The organism is Clostridium peptidivorans (assembly GCF_900205925.1).
In the GTDB taxonomy this organism is placed as follows: domain Bacteria; phylum Bacillota; class Clostridia; order Clostridiales; family Clostridiaceae; genus Clostridium_AK; species Clostridium_AK peptidivorans.
Genome location: NZ_OAOD01000004.1, coordinates 1 through 13,863, shown reverse-complemented (window position 1 = coordinate 13,863; position 13,863 = coordinate 1). Strand labels below are relative to the sequence as shown.

The window sequence follows — 13,863 nt, the reverse complement described above, 5'->3', positions numbered from 1 at the left end:
GCCCTTGAGATTTTTCACTCAAGGACAACGATACACTTAAATAATAAAAGTGCATGCTCTTTGAATGATAGCTCCCCACAAATTACTTTGTGACAATCTTACTCATGTTATGAATAAAACCAGCTATATAGCCTTAAAGCTTCAGCTATATGCTTCGGCAATATTTCCTTTCACTATGCTTCACATTGCTTATATCCACACAGATACTATTAAATACCGCACCTCTATCGTCCGTCATATATTCACTTTTCCTAAATTATAGCACTAAGTTTAGTATAATGCAATATTGATGATTTACTTAATTTATTCTTGTAATTAAATGCGAAAATAGTATAATTGATTTTATATGTAAATATTTTCATATAAAGGAGGATTCCACATGGATATTAAAGACTTTAGAGAGGTTATGAAATCAACTTTATTTGATGAAGTTGGAGAAACTATAATAACGGACCAGCAAAAGAAGCTTCCGCAACCTCCACTTGAAAAAGGCTATCATGAAGATGAAAAGCTTATAAGCTTAATTTCACCTGACAATTTCACATGTGGTAATATAAGCTTAATTGACGCATTAAAAAATAGAAAAAGCAGAAGGGTGTTTTCTGAGAAGCAACTTACATTAGAGGAACTTTCCTTCTTGCTTTGGAGCACTCAAGGAGTTAAAAGAGCAACTAAAAATGCAACCTTTAGAACTGTACCTTCTGGTGGTGCAAGACATCCTTTTGAAACATATTTAGCTATATTTAATGTAGAAGGACTAGAAAGTGGCCTTTATAGATATTTAGCTTTAGAACACAAATTAGTAAAACTTCATGTTCCTTCTAATTTGAAAGAACACTTACTTGAGGCTTGCTATGACCAAAACTTTGTAGTTAGCTCTGCAGTTACATTTATTTGGACTGCTATTCCTTACAGAACTGAATGGAGATATAATGTTGCATCTGCTAGAATAATGCTTATGGATGTAGGTCATGTATGTGAAAACTTATATCTTGCCTCTGAATCAATTAATGCAGGAACTTGTGCTGTAGGTGCCTATGAGCAAAATAAAATTGATGAACTAATTGGAGTAGACGGTGAGGATGAATTTACAATATATTTGGCTCCTGTAGGTAAATATTAAGTTTTAAGAGCTTGTGATCTGTTCACAGGCTCTTAAAATTTTCCCTGTTATTTTTATAGATTGGTACAGTTTTCAAATTAATGCATAAAATAATACTGTAGTTAATTTATTTAGGAGGTAACTATTTTGTACGACATGGATTCTAAGAAAAAATCTGCATTAAATAATCCTGCACTACAGAAATGCCTGGAGCTTATAAAGGAATCTGTTCAAGGAGAAAAAAATGACGAATTATTTTACAACTATCTTATAAGTACAGCTCCTACTGATGAGGAAAAGATGATAATTACAAGTATACGAAATGATGAAATAAAACATAATAAAATGTTTAGAGCAATTTATAAATATTTTACCAACAAGGATATTACCGCCTCTGAAGATGAGACCTTTCAAAGACCTGCATCCTATATAGATGGCATTAAAACTGCTTTATTTGGAGAATTAAGTGCAGTAGAAAGATATAGGGATATTAAAAAATGTCTTCCACTAGGAACTTTTAGAGATATGCTATTTGAAATTATTACTGACGAAATAAAGCATGCCATAAAATACAATTATATCTTTACATTAAATAAGGAATGTGTTTGTGCACCTGTAGCTACTTCCCCTGTAGCTGAAACAAAACCTGAGACTAAAACTAAGCCTGAAACAAAACCTGAAACTAAAGCTAAAACTGAAACCAAAGCTAAACCTGAAACTAAAACTAAACCTGAAACTAAAGCTAAACCTGCAGAGACTGCACCTGCCGCAAAAGCTCCTGCTAAGGAAGCTCAAAATGATACCATGGGTAAGGCAGGAAAGCATGTTACACCTATAGAAATGGGAGCAAAACCTGAAAATATTAAAGTTCAACCTGTAGAGCTAAAAGGTGCAAAAGGCTAAAACTTAAAAAATCGCTAATCACTAGTCTCTAGTCGCTAAGTAATATTAATTAATATAGCGATTGGTGATTAGCGATTAATTAGTTTATTAGTAATAATATTTCAGTTATATATATAAATTGCTATTACAAACACTATTTTGATTATTTTATTATTTCCTTCTTAGTCCCTCTTTGTAATGTATTTTCATAATCTATAAAATCATAAACATCTTCTACAAATAATTCGCTGAAGCCTTTAAGTTCATCAAGAGTTAACTCTTCTATAGGCTTACTTTCTTTTTCACAGTAAATGACTATTTCACCTATTACTTTGTGTGCATCACGGAAGGCCATGCCCTTGCCTACTAAGTAATCCGCTGCTTCTGTAGCATTTAAAAATCCTGCCTTAACAGCATTTATTGTATTTTCCTTTTTAACCTTTAAGCTTCCAAGCATTCCATCCATTACTTTTATGCACGCAAGTACAGTATCTAATGCATCAAAAAATCCCTCTTTATCTTCCTGCATATCTTTATTATAAGCAAGAGGAATTCCCTTCATTGTAGTAAGAATTCTAACTAAGCTTCCATATACTCTTCCTGTTTTACCTCTTATAAGTTCTGCTGCATCAGGATTTTTCTTTTGAGGCATGATGGAACTTCCTGTAGAAAATTCATCACTAATTTGTATGAAGTTAAATTCCTTACTGCTCCAAAGTATAATTTCTTCACTTAATCTACTTAAATGCATCATTATTATAGAAAAAGCACCAGTAAGTTCTATTACAAAATCTCTATCACTTACTCCATCCATAAAGTTATCCACTGGTTTATTAAATCCTAATTCCTTTGCAGTAAATTCTCTATCTGTGCTATAAGTAGTTCCTGCTAATGCACAACATCCAAGTGGGCTTTCGTTCATTATTTCTATTGCATTCTCTATTCTTTTCTTATCCCTTGAAAGCATTTGATAATAAGCCATCATATGATATTTAAATGTTACCACTTGCGCTCTTTGAAGATGAGTATATCCAGGCATTATAACTTCATTTTCATTGCCTACTTTTAAAATAGTTTGCTGAAGAGATTCTATATACTTTATTACTTCCTTGCTCTTTTTTATGCTATAAAGTCTTAAATCCACTGCTACCTGGTCATTTCTACTTCTTGCTGTATGAAGTTTTTTTCCAAATTCCCCTATGCGCTTTGTTAAATTCATTTCTACAAAGCTGTGTATATCTTCATAATCTCCTTCTATTATAAGCTTACCTTCTTCAATATCTGCAAATATTGAGTTAAGCCCCTCTATAATTTTATCTCTTTCTTCTTCCGTCAATATACTACACTTAGCAAGCATTTTTACATGTGCTATACTTCCTGTTATATCTTCTTTATATAATCTTTTATCAAAACTTAACGAACTATTAAAATCCTCCATAAGTTTACTTTCTTCTGTTTCAAATCTTCCGCCCCAAAGCTTCATAGGTTTGCTCCTTTCAATTCTTAAATACTAATTAATAAGGAAACATCTCAATGACTTGAGATGTGCTGATTTACAACGAAATCAAAGATTTCTATAAATCATGCAAGGAAACATCTCAATGACCTGAGATGTGCAGACTTACAACGAAATCAAAGATTTCCATAAATCATGCAATGAATATATAATAATTTAGGAAGAAAGTCTGCCCAAAGGCAGACTTTTCATTAATTATTATTTGTTATTTTTCATAGCTTTTATTCTATATGGTAATCCAAATAGTCTTATAAATCCACCTGCATCTTTGTGGCTATATAGATCACTAGCTCCAAAGGAAGATATATTCATATCATATAATGCATAAGGAGAAGTTGCTCCAGCATTTGTTACATTTCCTTTGTAAAGTTTTAATTTTACATCTCCTGTAACGTGTTCTTGAGTAGTATCTACAAAAGCATCTAAAGATTGCTTTAATGTAGTAAACCATAATCCGTTATAAACAAGTTCTGCATATTTTTGAGAAATTAATTGTTTATAATGATATGTTTCCTTATCTAATGTAAGTCTTTCAAGCTCTCTATGCGCTTTATAAAGTATAGTTCCTGCAGGAGTTTCATATACCCCTCTTGATTTCATTCCTACAAGTCTATTTTCTAAAATGTCTACTACGCCTACTCCATTTTCTCCACCAATTTTGTTTAACATAGTCACAATTTCCACAGGAGATACAGCTTCTCCATTTACTTTTACAGGTATCCCTTTTTCAAAAGATATTTCAACATAAGTAGGTTCATCCTTTGCTTTTTCAGCAGGAGTAATCATATCATACATTTCAGTCTTATGCTCATTTGCTGGATCTTCTAAATCTCCACCTTCATGGCTTGTATGCCATATATTTTTGTCTACAGAATATATCTTTGCCTTAGTTACAGGTACTTCTACATTGTGAGCTGTAGCATAATCTATGGCATCTTCTCTAGATTCTATATCCCATATTCTCCAAGGTGCTATAATTTCTATAGTTGGATCAAAGGATGCAATTGCAACTTCAAATCTAACCTGGTCATTACCTTTACCAGTACATCCATGACATATATATTTAGCTCCTTCTTTGTGAGCAATTTCTACTAATTTTTTTGCCATTAAAGGTCTTGCAAATGAAGTTCCAAGTAAATAATCATCTTCATATACAGCCCCTGCCTTTAATGCCTTAAATACATATTCTGAAACAAATTCTTCTTTTGCATCTTCAATATAAGCCTTTATTGCTCCTGTTCTTAAAGCCTTAGCTTCAACTTCTTCCATATTATCATCTTGACCTACGTTTATGCATACTGCTATAACCTCTAGGTCATAATTTTCTTTAAGCCATGGAATTATTATTGAGGTATCTAGTCCTCCTGAATATGCTAAAACAACTTTTCCTTTATTCATTTAAAAGCCCCCCGATTTATTTATTAAAATTTAATAGTTAATGGCTATTAATTTGGAACAATCACCATTAACTATTAATAGTAATTTTGCCCCAATTAAATTACTTTCTTTAAGAACTCACGAGTTCTATCTTGTTTTGGATTTGTGAACATTTCTGCTGGTGTTCCTTCTTCTACAATTTTTCCACCATCCATAAATATTACTCTATCCGCTACATCCTTTGCAAAGCCCATCTCATGTGTTACAACTACCATAGTCATACCTTCAGAAGCAAGTTCCTTCATAACATTTAAAACTTCTCCAACAAGTTCTGGATCAAGTGCTGATGTAGGTTCATCAAATAGCATTATATCTGGTTCCATAGCAAGTGCTCTTGCAATGGCCACTCTTTGCTTTTGTCCACCGGATAATTTTGATGGGTAATAATCCATCTTATCTCCAAGACCAACCTTTGTTAAAAGCTTTCTAGCTCTTTCTTCTACAACCTTTTTGTCTTCTTTTTTTACTGTAATAGGTGCTTCCATTACATTTTGAAGAGCAGTCATATGTGGGAAAAGGTTAAAGTTTTGAAAAACCATTCCCATTTTTGTAGTTATTCTTCTTATAAGAGCTTTATCACTTTCAATTAACTCTTCACCTTCAATTATTACTTTACCTTCATTTATTGTTTCTAAGTGATTTAGGCATCTTAGGAATGTACTTTTACCAGAACCTGAAGGTCCTATAATAACAAGCACTTCTCCCTTTGATACATTTACACTTAAATTTTGAAATACAGTCAAATCTCCAAATCTTTTTGTAACATTTTTAGTTTCTATCATGTACATATAAGAGTCCTCCTATTAATATCTTGATAATTTCTTTTCCCAAACTGCGAATATTCCTGTAAATACAGTAGTTAATGCTAAGTATATACATGCTGCAATGAAGAATGGCTCCATTGGTCTAAAGTTTGAAGAATAAATCTGTTGAGCTGATCTCATAAGTTCAACCATTGCTATAGTTGAAACCAAAGAAGTATCCTTAAGCATTGTTATAAATTCATTTCCTACTGGTGGTAGTAATACTCTAATAGTTTGAGGTAAAATTACTCTTGTCATTGTCTGCATATAAGTAAATCCCAATGCCTTACATGCTTCAAATTGCCCTTTATCTACTGAAATTATACCACCTCTTATTATTTCTGCCATATATGCACCTGAGTTTAAGCTTAATCCAATTATCGCTGCACTCATTGGCTCTAGTTCAATTCCTATAAAAGGCAATCCATAATAAAAGAAGAATAATTGTAATAGCATAGGAGTTCCTCTTATAATCCATGTATAAAATGAAGCTATCACATTTATAAATGGATTTTTAGTGAGTTTTAATAATGCTACAAATATACCTATGAGTGTACCTAATACTACTGATATAACTGTTAATTCTATAGTTACACCTGTAGATTTTAAAAGTACTGGAAATATCTCCTTTAATACGTTAATATCCAATGTTTTAGACCCCCTAATAAAATGTTATTTATATATATCTTCTCCAAACCATTTTTCTGATAGTTTAGAAAGTGTTCCATCTGCTTTAAGTTCATTTACAGCCTTTTGAACTGCTTCATGTAATTCTTTTTCACCCTTTTTAAATGCAATTCCAATTGGTTCTTGATCTAGTACAACAGCTACTTCAAATTTATCCTTTTGTTTAGATAAATAATATCTTCCAACAAACTCATCTACAACTACTGCATCAAGTCTACCTATTTCAAGGTCATGGAATGGCTCAGTAGCCTTATCATAAGTCTTTAAAGCCTTAACTCCTTCAACTTTTTTTGCTGCTTCCTCTCCAGTTGTTCCAAGCTGAGCTCCTACATTCTTTCCTTTTAGATCTGCAGCAGACTTTATAGCGGTATTTCCTTTTTTAACTATAATTACCTGTCCGCCTTTAACATATGGCTCAGAAAAATCAACTTCCTTTGCTCTCTTTTCTGTAATACTTATAGCTGAAATTCCAACGTCGAATTTTCCTGCATTAAGTGCCATCGTAAGACCACCAAATTCAGTTAAAACAAATTCTGCTTCAACTCCCAATTTCTTTGCTATTTCCTTTGACAAATCAATATCAAATCCAACTAATTCATTTTTACTATCTCTAAACTCTAGTGGTGGATATGTGTCTTCAAGTCCTATTCTAAGTTTTTTTTCTGTTTTTACTTTTTCAAGTGCATTTGCTGCTTTCTTTTCTTCAGTTTTTCCGCATCCAGCAAATATTGCTCCTGCTACTACCATACTTAAAACTAATGACAACATCTTTTTAGTTTTCATTTTATTCTCTCCTTTTAAATTTTTATTATATTTTTATTGTATGTATTTTTCAATTTTATTATATATTTTAAACTTTGTTAATATTAATTGCTACTAAACATTCATTATTAACAAAGTTTTTTTACAGTAGCTATCCCTGTGCATTGGAAACACAGGGACAACTTATATAATTATTATAAAAGGGGTCTGCTAATTCTTATATATATCAAATCCAAACCATTTTTCTGATAACTTAGACATTGTTCCATCTGCTTTTAATTCATCTAATGCTTTCTGCACTGCATCTCTAAGTTCCTTATCTTCTTTTCTAAAACCTATTCCTACAGGTTCCTGAGAAAGCTTAGCATCAAGTAAAACTAAGTCATCACCCTTCTTTTTTAGGTAAAAACCACCTACTTGACCATCTGCAATTACAGCATCAACTCTTCCTACAGTTAAGTCATTAAAAGCCTCTGTTACTCCGTCATACTTTTTAAGCTCTTTTATACCTTCTATTTTATTTGCTGCCATTTCTCCTGTTGTTCCTAATTGAACTCCTATTTTCTTACCCTTTAAGTCTTCAGCAGTTTTTATATCAGTATTTCCTTTTTTAACTACTATTCTTTGTCCGCCTACTATATATGGCTCAGAAAAATTTATTTCCTGTTTTCTCTCATCTGTTATAGTCATACAAGAAAGAATCATATCAAACTTTTTAGACTTTAATGAAAGTATTATTCCCTTCCAATCATTTGTTTTAACTTCTACTTTCACCCCTAATTTCTTTCCTATTTCTTGACCTAAGTCAATATCAAAGCCAACTAATTTTTGACTTTCATCTCTAAATTCCATTGGTGGATATGTGTCATTAAGCCCTATTGTAAGCACTCCAGCCTTTTGAACTCTTTCTAATGAATTTAAATTTTCAGTACTCTTTGCCCCTTGAGTACTTTTAGTATTTTGGCATGCTGCAAGCACAACCCCTGCAAGAACGATAGTAAATAAAAGACTTATAATTTTCTTAGTTTTCATTGCCCCCAACTCCTTATTTGTATTACCCTCTTATTATAAAGATTATACAATTATATTTATATTTATGCAATACTTTTTATAAAAATTATTAATATTTTTTTAACAAAAAGATTATTTCTTTCCCTTATATTCCTTTATTCACAATGGAGCTATTCATCTTTACGTTTACAGTGCCTAGTTTTAATACTTTGTAACTTTTTCAAACTTTTCAGATAACTTTTTGAATATTTATACATACATGTATAAATAAAAACTCTCTATATAAAATAGTTTTATATAGAGAGTTTTTATAATATAAATTTTTTATATCAAATTAACTTTTAGATATATTTATAACTTTAATATTAACTCGTTATTTATTAAAATACAATTTTGCTTTAATTAAATTGCTTTCAATTCTAGTTATTACTATACTATATTGATGTTCTTTTAAAAGGCTTTTCAAAGATCTACCCTTTAAGTTTTCTATAGTTTTAATCTCAGTTCCATCCTTTAATGTTATGATTAAAAAGTCTTCCCTTATTTTTATATAAAGATTATCCCACTCTTTTACATTATAATTTTTATTTACTACAGAAAATGTTAAACCATTTTTAAGGATAAATTCTTTTAATATAAAATATTTTTTATATAATTCTTCATTTTCTTTCTGAAGCTTATTAATCTCCTTTTCTTTTTTTAATATATCAGTTTTTAAATCATTTATAAATTTTAAATACTTTTCTATATTTTTTTCACTATTTAAAATTAATTTTTCTTTCTTTTTAAGTAAATGTTCTATTATTTTCTTTTCACTCATAATTTTCCCCTTGGTATATAATAGTTTTTCTTATAAAATATATATAAGAACATGAAATGAGGTATTTGTAATGAAAAAAAGACTAGATATATTCATAGATATTATATATAATTCTTTTAAAAAAGCTCAACATTCAATAAGAGAATTTTTAATAAAGATAGAAAATAAAATAAATACTTTTAAAAACAAAAGTGAACTAATAAACACTAGCTACGATCCATTAATTACAAAAAAGCAAGCTATGGAAAAAAGTTTATTATCAGAGTTAAATTCCTTAAAGGAAACTGATAATAAACTTGTACTACAAATTAAAGAATATAAAATTAAAAATGAAAATCTTAAAACCGATATAGAAGCTCTTCAAGAAATAATTTTTTCTAAATAGGCTTACGTTTATCTAAGCTTTCTTTAATTATTTCTTTAACTTTTTCTGCTAAATTGTTTTGTTCTTCACGTGAAAGAGTGCTTGGATCTATAGGCTTATTTATTATTAAATTTACCTCTGCACTCTTTATTTTATTTTTAGGATTGCCTTCCATGCATTTATAAGTTCCATCTATGGTTATTGGAACAATTGGAACTTCTGCCTTTGTTCCAAGTTTCATACTTCCTTTTTTAAATTCCCCTAAGGAAGGCCCCTTACTTCTAGTTCCTTCAGGGAATATAACCATTGAGTACCCATTTTTCAAATTTTCTATGCCTTCATTTATAGATTTTATTGACTCTCTTACATTACTTCTATCCATAAATACGCAATGAATCTCCTTCATCCAATCACTTATAATGTTATACTTTTCCATTTCTTTTTTTGCAATGAATCCCATAGGTTTTTTAATCCCTGCAAGTATTACTGGAATATCTAAAAGACTTTGATGATTACCTACATATAAACAACTACCTTCTGGTAAATTTTCTAATCCTATTACATTTACTTTCATATCTACTTTATCAATTACAAATTCTGCCCATTCAACAGCATAATTATATACTAATTCTTCTGCTGCCTTTGCTCCATTTTCTCTCTTTATTTTTTTAAAATTATTCTTTTTCAATAACAGTCTTATCATGTATACTCCAAATTGAAGATACAGCCATAAATTTTTCATGTAATTTCACTCCTCTGTAAATATTGCAATTATGCGATGACTATAAGCTCTAATACTTTAATCTGCTTTATGTTTCACTTTATATTATAACACAAAGTATTATATTTCTTCTATTGGTTATAATCATTAATAATGTGAAGCATTACAAATGCTTTAGATACAATGACGAGGAGTCCTATAAATGAAATTTTGTAAAAAATATAATCTAGTAATACTACTATTAATTTCTTTACTTTTAACTTCATGTAATACAGGTGTAAATACCTATAATAATCTTAAAGACAATATACTTAAAGTACACTTTATAGATGTTGGTCAAGGTGATTCTATACTTCTTTCATTTAATAATCATCATATGCTTATAGATTCAGGTACTTTGGAATCAAGTGATAATTTAATAAAGTATCTTAAACGAAATAATATAAAAAAATTTGATTATGTATTAGCTACCCATCCTCATGATGACCATATCGGAAGCATGAAGTATGTTATAAAGGAATTTAAAATAGAAAATTTTTATGCTCCAAAGATTGTAAGCGAGGAAAGTTCATTTCAAGACATGGTAAATTACCTAAGAATTAAAAATTTAAAAATAAAAACAGCTAGAAATGGAGTAATTTTTAATTTAGGAGATATGATACATTGTGAAATGCTTTCTCCTATAAGAAGCACTTATGATAATTTAAATAACTATTCTGCTGTACTTAAAGTACGTTATGGAGATATATCCTTTTTATTTATGGGAGATGCAGAACTTGAAAGTGAATTAGATATTTTAAAAGAAAAAACCGATGTGAACTCCACTGTGCTAAAGGTTGGTCACCATGGTAGCAATACTTCCACATCGGAATTATTTTTAAAAGAAGTTTCCCCTAAAATTGCTGTAATAAGTTGCGGAAAACACAACATGTTTAATCATCCTTCTAAAGATATATTAAAAAAACTTATAGATCTTGATGTGAAAATCTATAGAACAGATATAGATGAAACTGTTGTACTTACTACAAATGGTAAAACTATATCAAAATTATATTAATGCTTGAAGTTTTGCTTATTTCCTTTAAAAAGAATATATCCTCCAAACGATACTAATATTATAGGTACTAAAAATTTATTCATAAATGATTTAACATAATAATATACGTCAAGCCCTACTAATGTTCTATCAAGTATCGCCATTATACCTACAATTATAAAAAGTACTCCTATAACATTCCATAACTTTTTACTGCTTACTTTAAAATTATTAGCTGTTGTTCCATTATTATTTACAAACTTATCCATTACGAAGCTTGAATCCAGAATAATTTCCCCTTGATCAATCCTATTTGCTAAATTAAAAGTATCTATAAATGTATAAAACCAAAATATTATTTTTAATATACCTCCAAGACCTAGTCCTACTATGCCAAAGACTGGCTCAATAAGCAAATATATAGCTAATGCTTCTAATCCTTTCCTCATAAGGCCTAAATACATATACCCCACTCCAGGTATTAGAGCTGATAAAAATGTTAATAAACTACTCCTTCTCATTTTATTTCCTCCCCAAAATTTTCTATTATAAAATTTTCTTTATAGTTAGATTGTATTATATTTGTCTTTAACTTAAGCTGAATCTGCATATCTAAAATTTGTGTCATTATATTAGTATTATATATTATAAGCATAAGAACTCCTGCAAGTATAAAACTTAACCCTGATGATATATTTTTTCTCGAACAAACGCTTTGCGAAGGCTCTGTATGAAGCTTATTTAAAAGTTTTTCTGTATAATCCTTTGAAACTTTTACTTCATTAAAAGAATTCTTTATTATTTCTTCAAAATTCTTTTCCTCATTACACAAACTCAAAACCTCCTTCTTTTAAATAGGACTTTAGCTTTTTCTTTCCCCTATATATTCGCCCTTCTACATTTTTAGGAGATATATTCAAAATATCACCTATTTCCTTTTGAGTAAGTCCTATAAAATAATAAAGCACTATACAAACTCTTAAATCTTCTGGAAGATTAGATACTGCTTCTCTTACTGCATTTTTATCATCTTTATCAAATGTATTTTCTATTTCCTTATTCATTTGAAATAATCCGGTCAAAAATCCCTTTATACTTTTTCTTCTTTTATAATCTAAACATCTTGATACAGTAATCTTATATATATAAGTGGATAATGAAGATTCTTCCCTAAAGTTTTTTATTCCTTTATATATGCTTATAAAAACTTCTTGAGATATGTCTTCTGCTTCTCCATAGTCTTGAGTGTAGCTATAACATAGAGATAATATCTTATTTTTATAAATCTCAACCATATTTATAAAACTTTCTTCATTATTTTCTTTAAGACCTTTAACTATATCATCTTCCTTCACTCTACCACTCCTGACTAGTAGATACATTTACAGTTCCTGCATCCACCTTTATATCCACCTTTCCTGTGCCATTTCCTAATGTGGTCACTATACTTGAGTTTATTCTTCCTCCACCATTAAGATTTACCTTACCATTGTTCACATTTAAATTAGTCTGGATATTACCGTCTATAGTTTTTAGATTTACTGTTCCCCTTTTAAGTAATACATTTATATTTTTACACAACTTATTTTCTATATCTACTTTACCATTATCTATTTCTATAATACTCTCTTCTACTTTATCTCCCTTAATGGTTACAATTCCATTATCTCCATTAATTTTAGAAAATTTTATATCACTTCCATTTACACTAAAGTTATCTATATCCATCTTTAGCGACTTAAGACCTTTAAAATTGAAAATTCCATTATCTCCATTTATATAAAACTCACTATTTAAAAGTTCATCTTCTGTATTTAATTTCATGTTATCATTTTCAAATTTTATATTATATCCGTCTGGAATATATATAACTCCACTTACTCCTTTTACATAACTTTCATTTATATTTATTTTATATCCGTCAGAAACCTTCTGTTCTTTTATATCATAGTTATTTATATTACTTCCATTTTTAACATGAACATATATATCAAATTTTATTTTGTCATCAGTAGACTTCCTTATTTTTAGATCACTATTATTTGTAATAAATTCCATTTTATTTCCTATTTTATCTAAAGTTTTATCTACCTTAATATTTTTACCGCCTCCTAAATCAAACATATTTCTTGAAATATTAAAGTCATTTTCAAGTATATTAAATTTTTTTCCTATTGGTTTTAATATATTTACATATAAATTAGTAAATGTAAACACTATAATTAAAGGAATTATTAAAAAGTTAAATCCTATTTTTTCTCCTTCTTTCTTGTTATTGAATAAAAAAATTATCTCTAATCCAAATAATATTATTAAAATTGGCCACCACTTAACGAATTGTTCTGCTAAACTTAAATTTACATTTCTAAGAAGAAGCCATACTCCAAGAAATATAAAGCCTAGAGCAGAAGTCATAGTTCCTACTCTTTTCATACCTTTACCACCTTTCAAATTATCTTCTTATTAATATAGACGTATAATAATATATATATCCCACAAAATTTTATAAAAACATACTTTAAAAAACAATCATTTTTAAGTATGGATAAAAAATAAAGACTTCCAGTTAAGGAAGTCTCAATATTTTATATTTATATTTATTATTCAAAAAATAAAAATGGCTCCGTGGAGAGGGCTCGAACCTCCAACCCTTCGGTTAACAGCCGAATGCTCTGCCATTGAGCTACCACGGAATAAATTTATCTGGCAACGACCTACTCTC

Annotated in this window: 16 protein-coding genes, 1 tRNA gene and 1 riboswitch; of the genes, 4 read left to right on the top strand and 13 right to left on the bottom strand. The window is 29.4% G+C overall.

Annotated features, from left to right (window positions below; translation table 11 throughout):
• Window positions 1-60 precede the first annotated feature (60 nt).
• Window positions 61-235, bottom strand: a riboswitch (Lysine riboswitch).
• 144 nt (window positions 236-379) lie between these two features.
• Window positions 380-1,123: a SagB/ThcOx family dehydrogenase gene (locus CRN98_RS04725; RefSeq protein WP_097026271.1), complete on the top strand. Its 744-nt coding sequence runs from the start codon at window positions 380-382 to the stop codon at window positions 1,121-1,123.
• A 135-nt stretch (window positions 1,124-1,258) separates the two neighbouring features.
• Entirely contained in the window at window positions 1,259-2,005 is a 747-nt protein-coding gene (locus CRN98_RS17670) for a ferritin-like domain-containing protein (protein WP_242960841.1), read from the top strand.
• A gap of 142 nt (window positions 2,006-2,147) precedes the next feature.
• On the opposite strand, the gene argH is transcribed toward CRN98_RS17670, so the two are convergent.
• The 7 genes from argH to CRN98_RS04685 form a co-directional block, all read right to left on the bottom strand.
• Window positions 2,148-3,467, bottom strand: a complete 1,320-nt coding sequence (gene argH, locus CRN98_RS04715; RefSeq protein WP_097026270.1) for an argininosuccinate lyase — start codon at window positions 3,465-3,467, stop codon at window positions 2,148-2,150.
• Window positions 3,468-3,698: 231 nt separating this feature from the next.
• Window positions 3,699-4,898, bottom strand: a complete 1,200-nt coding sequence (locus tag CRN98_RS04710; protein ID WP_097026269.1) for an argininosuccinate synthase — start codon at window positions 4,896-4,898, stop codon at window positions 3,699-3,701.
• Between the two features lie 95 nt (window positions 4,899-4,993).
• Window positions 4,994-5,725 carry an amino acid ABC transporter ATP-binding protein gene (locus tag CRN98_RS04705; RefSeq protein WP_097026268.1) on the bottom strand — a complete coding sequence of 244 codons (732 nt, stop codon included), beginning with the start codon at window positions 5,723-5,725 and terminating at the stop codon, window positions 4,994-4,996.
• Window positions 5,726-5,740: 15 nt separating this feature from the next.
• A complete protein-coding gene (locus CRN98_RS04700; protein WP_097026267.1) occupies window positions 5,741-6,388 on the bottom strand; it encodes an amino acid ABC transporter permease in 648 nt (215 codons plus the stop codon).
• A gap of 24 nt (window positions 6,389-6,412) precedes the next feature.
• A complete protein-coding gene (locus CRN98_RS04695) occupies window positions 6,413-7,210 on the bottom strand; it encodes an ABC transporter substrate-binding protein (protein ID WP_097026266.1) in 798 nt (265 codons plus the stop codon).
• A gap of 189 nt (window positions 7,211-7,399) precedes the next feature.
• Window positions 7,400-8,221, bottom strand: coding sequence for an ABC transporter substrate-binding protein (locus tag CRN98_RS04690; protein WP_097026265.1), 822 nt, complete (start codon window positions 8,219-8,221; stop codon window positions 7,400-7,402).
• 352 nt (window positions 8,222-8,573) lie between these two features.
• Entirely contained in the window at window positions 8,574-9,020 is a 447-nt protein-coding gene (locus CRN98_RS04685) for a hypothetical protein (protein ID WP_097026264.1), read from the bottom strand.
• Between the two features lie 70 nt (window positions 9,021-9,090).
• Here CRN98_RS04685 and CRN98_RS04680 point away from each other — a divergent pair, with 70 nt between their 5' ends.
• Entirely contained in the window at window positions 9,091-9,405 is a 315-nt protein-coding gene (locus CRN98_RS04680; protein ID WP_097026263.1) for a hypothetical protein, read from the top strand.
• Here CRN98_RS04680 and CRN98_RS04675 read toward each other — a convergent pair.
• Window positions 9,398-10,126: a lysophospholipid acyltransferase family protein gene (locus CRN98_RS04675; RefSeq protein ID WP_097026262.1), complete on the bottom strand. Its 729-nt coding sequence runs from the start codon at window positions 10,124-10,126 to the stop codon at window positions 9,398-9,400. The genes CRN98_RS04680 and CRN98_RS04675 overlap by 8 nt on opposite strands.
• A gap of 181 nt (window positions 10,127-10,307) precedes the next feature.
• On the opposite strand from CRN98_RS04675, the gene CRN98_RS04670 reads away from it, so the two are divergent.
• Entirely contained in the window at window positions 10,308-11,162 is an 855-nt protein-coding gene (locus CRN98_RS04670) for a ComEC/Rec2 family competence protein (protein ID WP_097026261.1), read from the top strand.
• Here CRN98_RS04670 and CRN98_RS04665 read toward each other — a convergent pair.
• The 5 genes from CRN98_RS04665 to CRN98_RS04645 all read right to left on the bottom strand — a co-directional run bounded on the left by CRN98_RS04665 (window position 11,159) and on the right by CRN98_RS04645 (window position 13,834).
• Complete coding sequence (locus CRN98_RS04665; protein WP_097026260.1) at window positions 11,159-11,662, bottom strand: hypothetical protein; 504 nt, start codon at window positions 11,660-11,662, stop codon at window positions 11,159-11,161. The two genes, CRN98_RS04670 and CRN98_RS04665, sit on opposite strands and share 4 nt — an antisense overlap.
• Window positions 11,659-11,973 (bottom strand): hypothetical protein, encoded by a 315-nt coding sequence (locus CRN98_RS04660; protein ID WP_097026259.1) that lies wholly within the window; start codon window positions 11,971-11,973, stop codon window positions 11,659-11,661. Before CRN98_RS04660 ends, CRN98_RS04665 begins: the two co-directional genes overlap by 4 nt.
• Window positions 11,966-12,496, bottom strand: a complete 531-nt coding sequence (locus CRN98_RS04655) for an RNA polymerase sigma factor (RefSeq protein WP_097026258.1) — start codon at window positions 12,494-12,496, stop codon at window positions 11,966-11,968. The genes CRN98_RS04660 and CRN98_RS04655 overlap by 8 nt, the downstream gene beginning before the upstream one ends.
• A 1-nt stretch (window position 12,497) precedes the next feature.
• Window positions 12,498-13,574, bottom strand: coding sequence for a LiaI-LiaF-like domain-containing protein (locus CRN98_RS04650; protein ID WP_097026257.1), 1,077 nt, complete (start codon window positions 13,572-13,574; stop codon window positions 12,498-12,500).
• Window positions 13,575-13,759: 185 nt separating this feature from the next.
• Window positions 13,760-13,834 (bottom strand) — tRNA-Asn (locus tag CRN98_RS04645).
• Between the last annotated feature and the right edge of the window lie 29 nt (window positions 13,835-13,863).

Excerpts from the sequence above, each read along its gene's own strand:
- CRN98_RS04725 (WP_097026271.1), top strand. The coding sequence starts at position 380 with ATGGATATTAAAGACTTTAGAGAGGTTATGAAATCAACTTTATTTGAT.
- CRN98_RS17670 (WP_242960841.1), top strand. The coding sequence starts at position 1,259 with ATGGATTCTAAGAAAAAATCTGCATTAAATAATCCTGCACTACAGAAA.
- argH (WP_097026270.1), bottom strand. The coding sequence starts at position 3,467 with ATGAAGCTTTGGGGCGGAAGATTTGAAACAGAAGAAAGTAAACTTATG.
- CRN98_RS04710 (WP_097026269.1), bottom strand. The coding sequence starts at position 4,898 with ATGAATAAAGGAAAAGTTGTTTTAGCATATTCAGGAGGACTAGATACC.
- CRN98_RS04705 (WP_097026268.1), bottom strand. The coding sequence starts at position 5,725 with ATGTACATGATAGAAACTAAAAATGTTACAAAAAGATTTGGAGATTTG.
- CRN98_RS04695 (WP_097026266.1), bottom strand. The coding sequence starts at position 7,210 with ATGAAAACTAAAAAGATGTTGTCATTAGTTTTAAGTATGGTAGTAGCA.
- CRN98_RS04690 (WP_097026265.1), bottom strand. The coding sequence starts at position 8,221 with ATGAAAACTAAGAAAATTATAAGTCTTTTATTTACTATCGTTCTTGCA.
- CRN98_RS04685 (WP_097026264.1), bottom strand. The coding sequence starts at position 9,020 with ATGAGTGAAAAGAAAATAATAGAACATTTACTTAAAAAGAAAGAAAAA.
- CRN98_RS04680 (WP_097026263.1), top strand. The coding sequence starts at position 9,091 with ATGAAAAAAAGACTAGATATATTCATAGATATTATATATAATTCTTTT.
- CRN98_RS04675 (WP_097026262.1), bottom strand. The coding sequence starts at position 10,126 with ATGAAAAATTTATGGCTGTATCTTCAATTTGGAGTATACATGATAAGA.
- CRN98_RS04670 (WP_097026261.1), top strand. The coding sequence starts at position 10,308 with ATGAAATTTTGTAAAAAATATAATCTAGTAATACTACTATTAATTTCT.
- CRN98_RS04665 (WP_097026260.1), bottom strand. The coding sequence starts at position 11,662 with ATGAGAAGGAGTAGTTTATTAACATTTTTATCAGCTCTAATACCTGGA.
- CRN98_RS04650 (WP_097026257.1), bottom strand. The coding sequence starts at position 13,574 with ATGAAAAGAGTAGGAACTATGACTTCTGCTCTAGGCTTTATATTTCTT.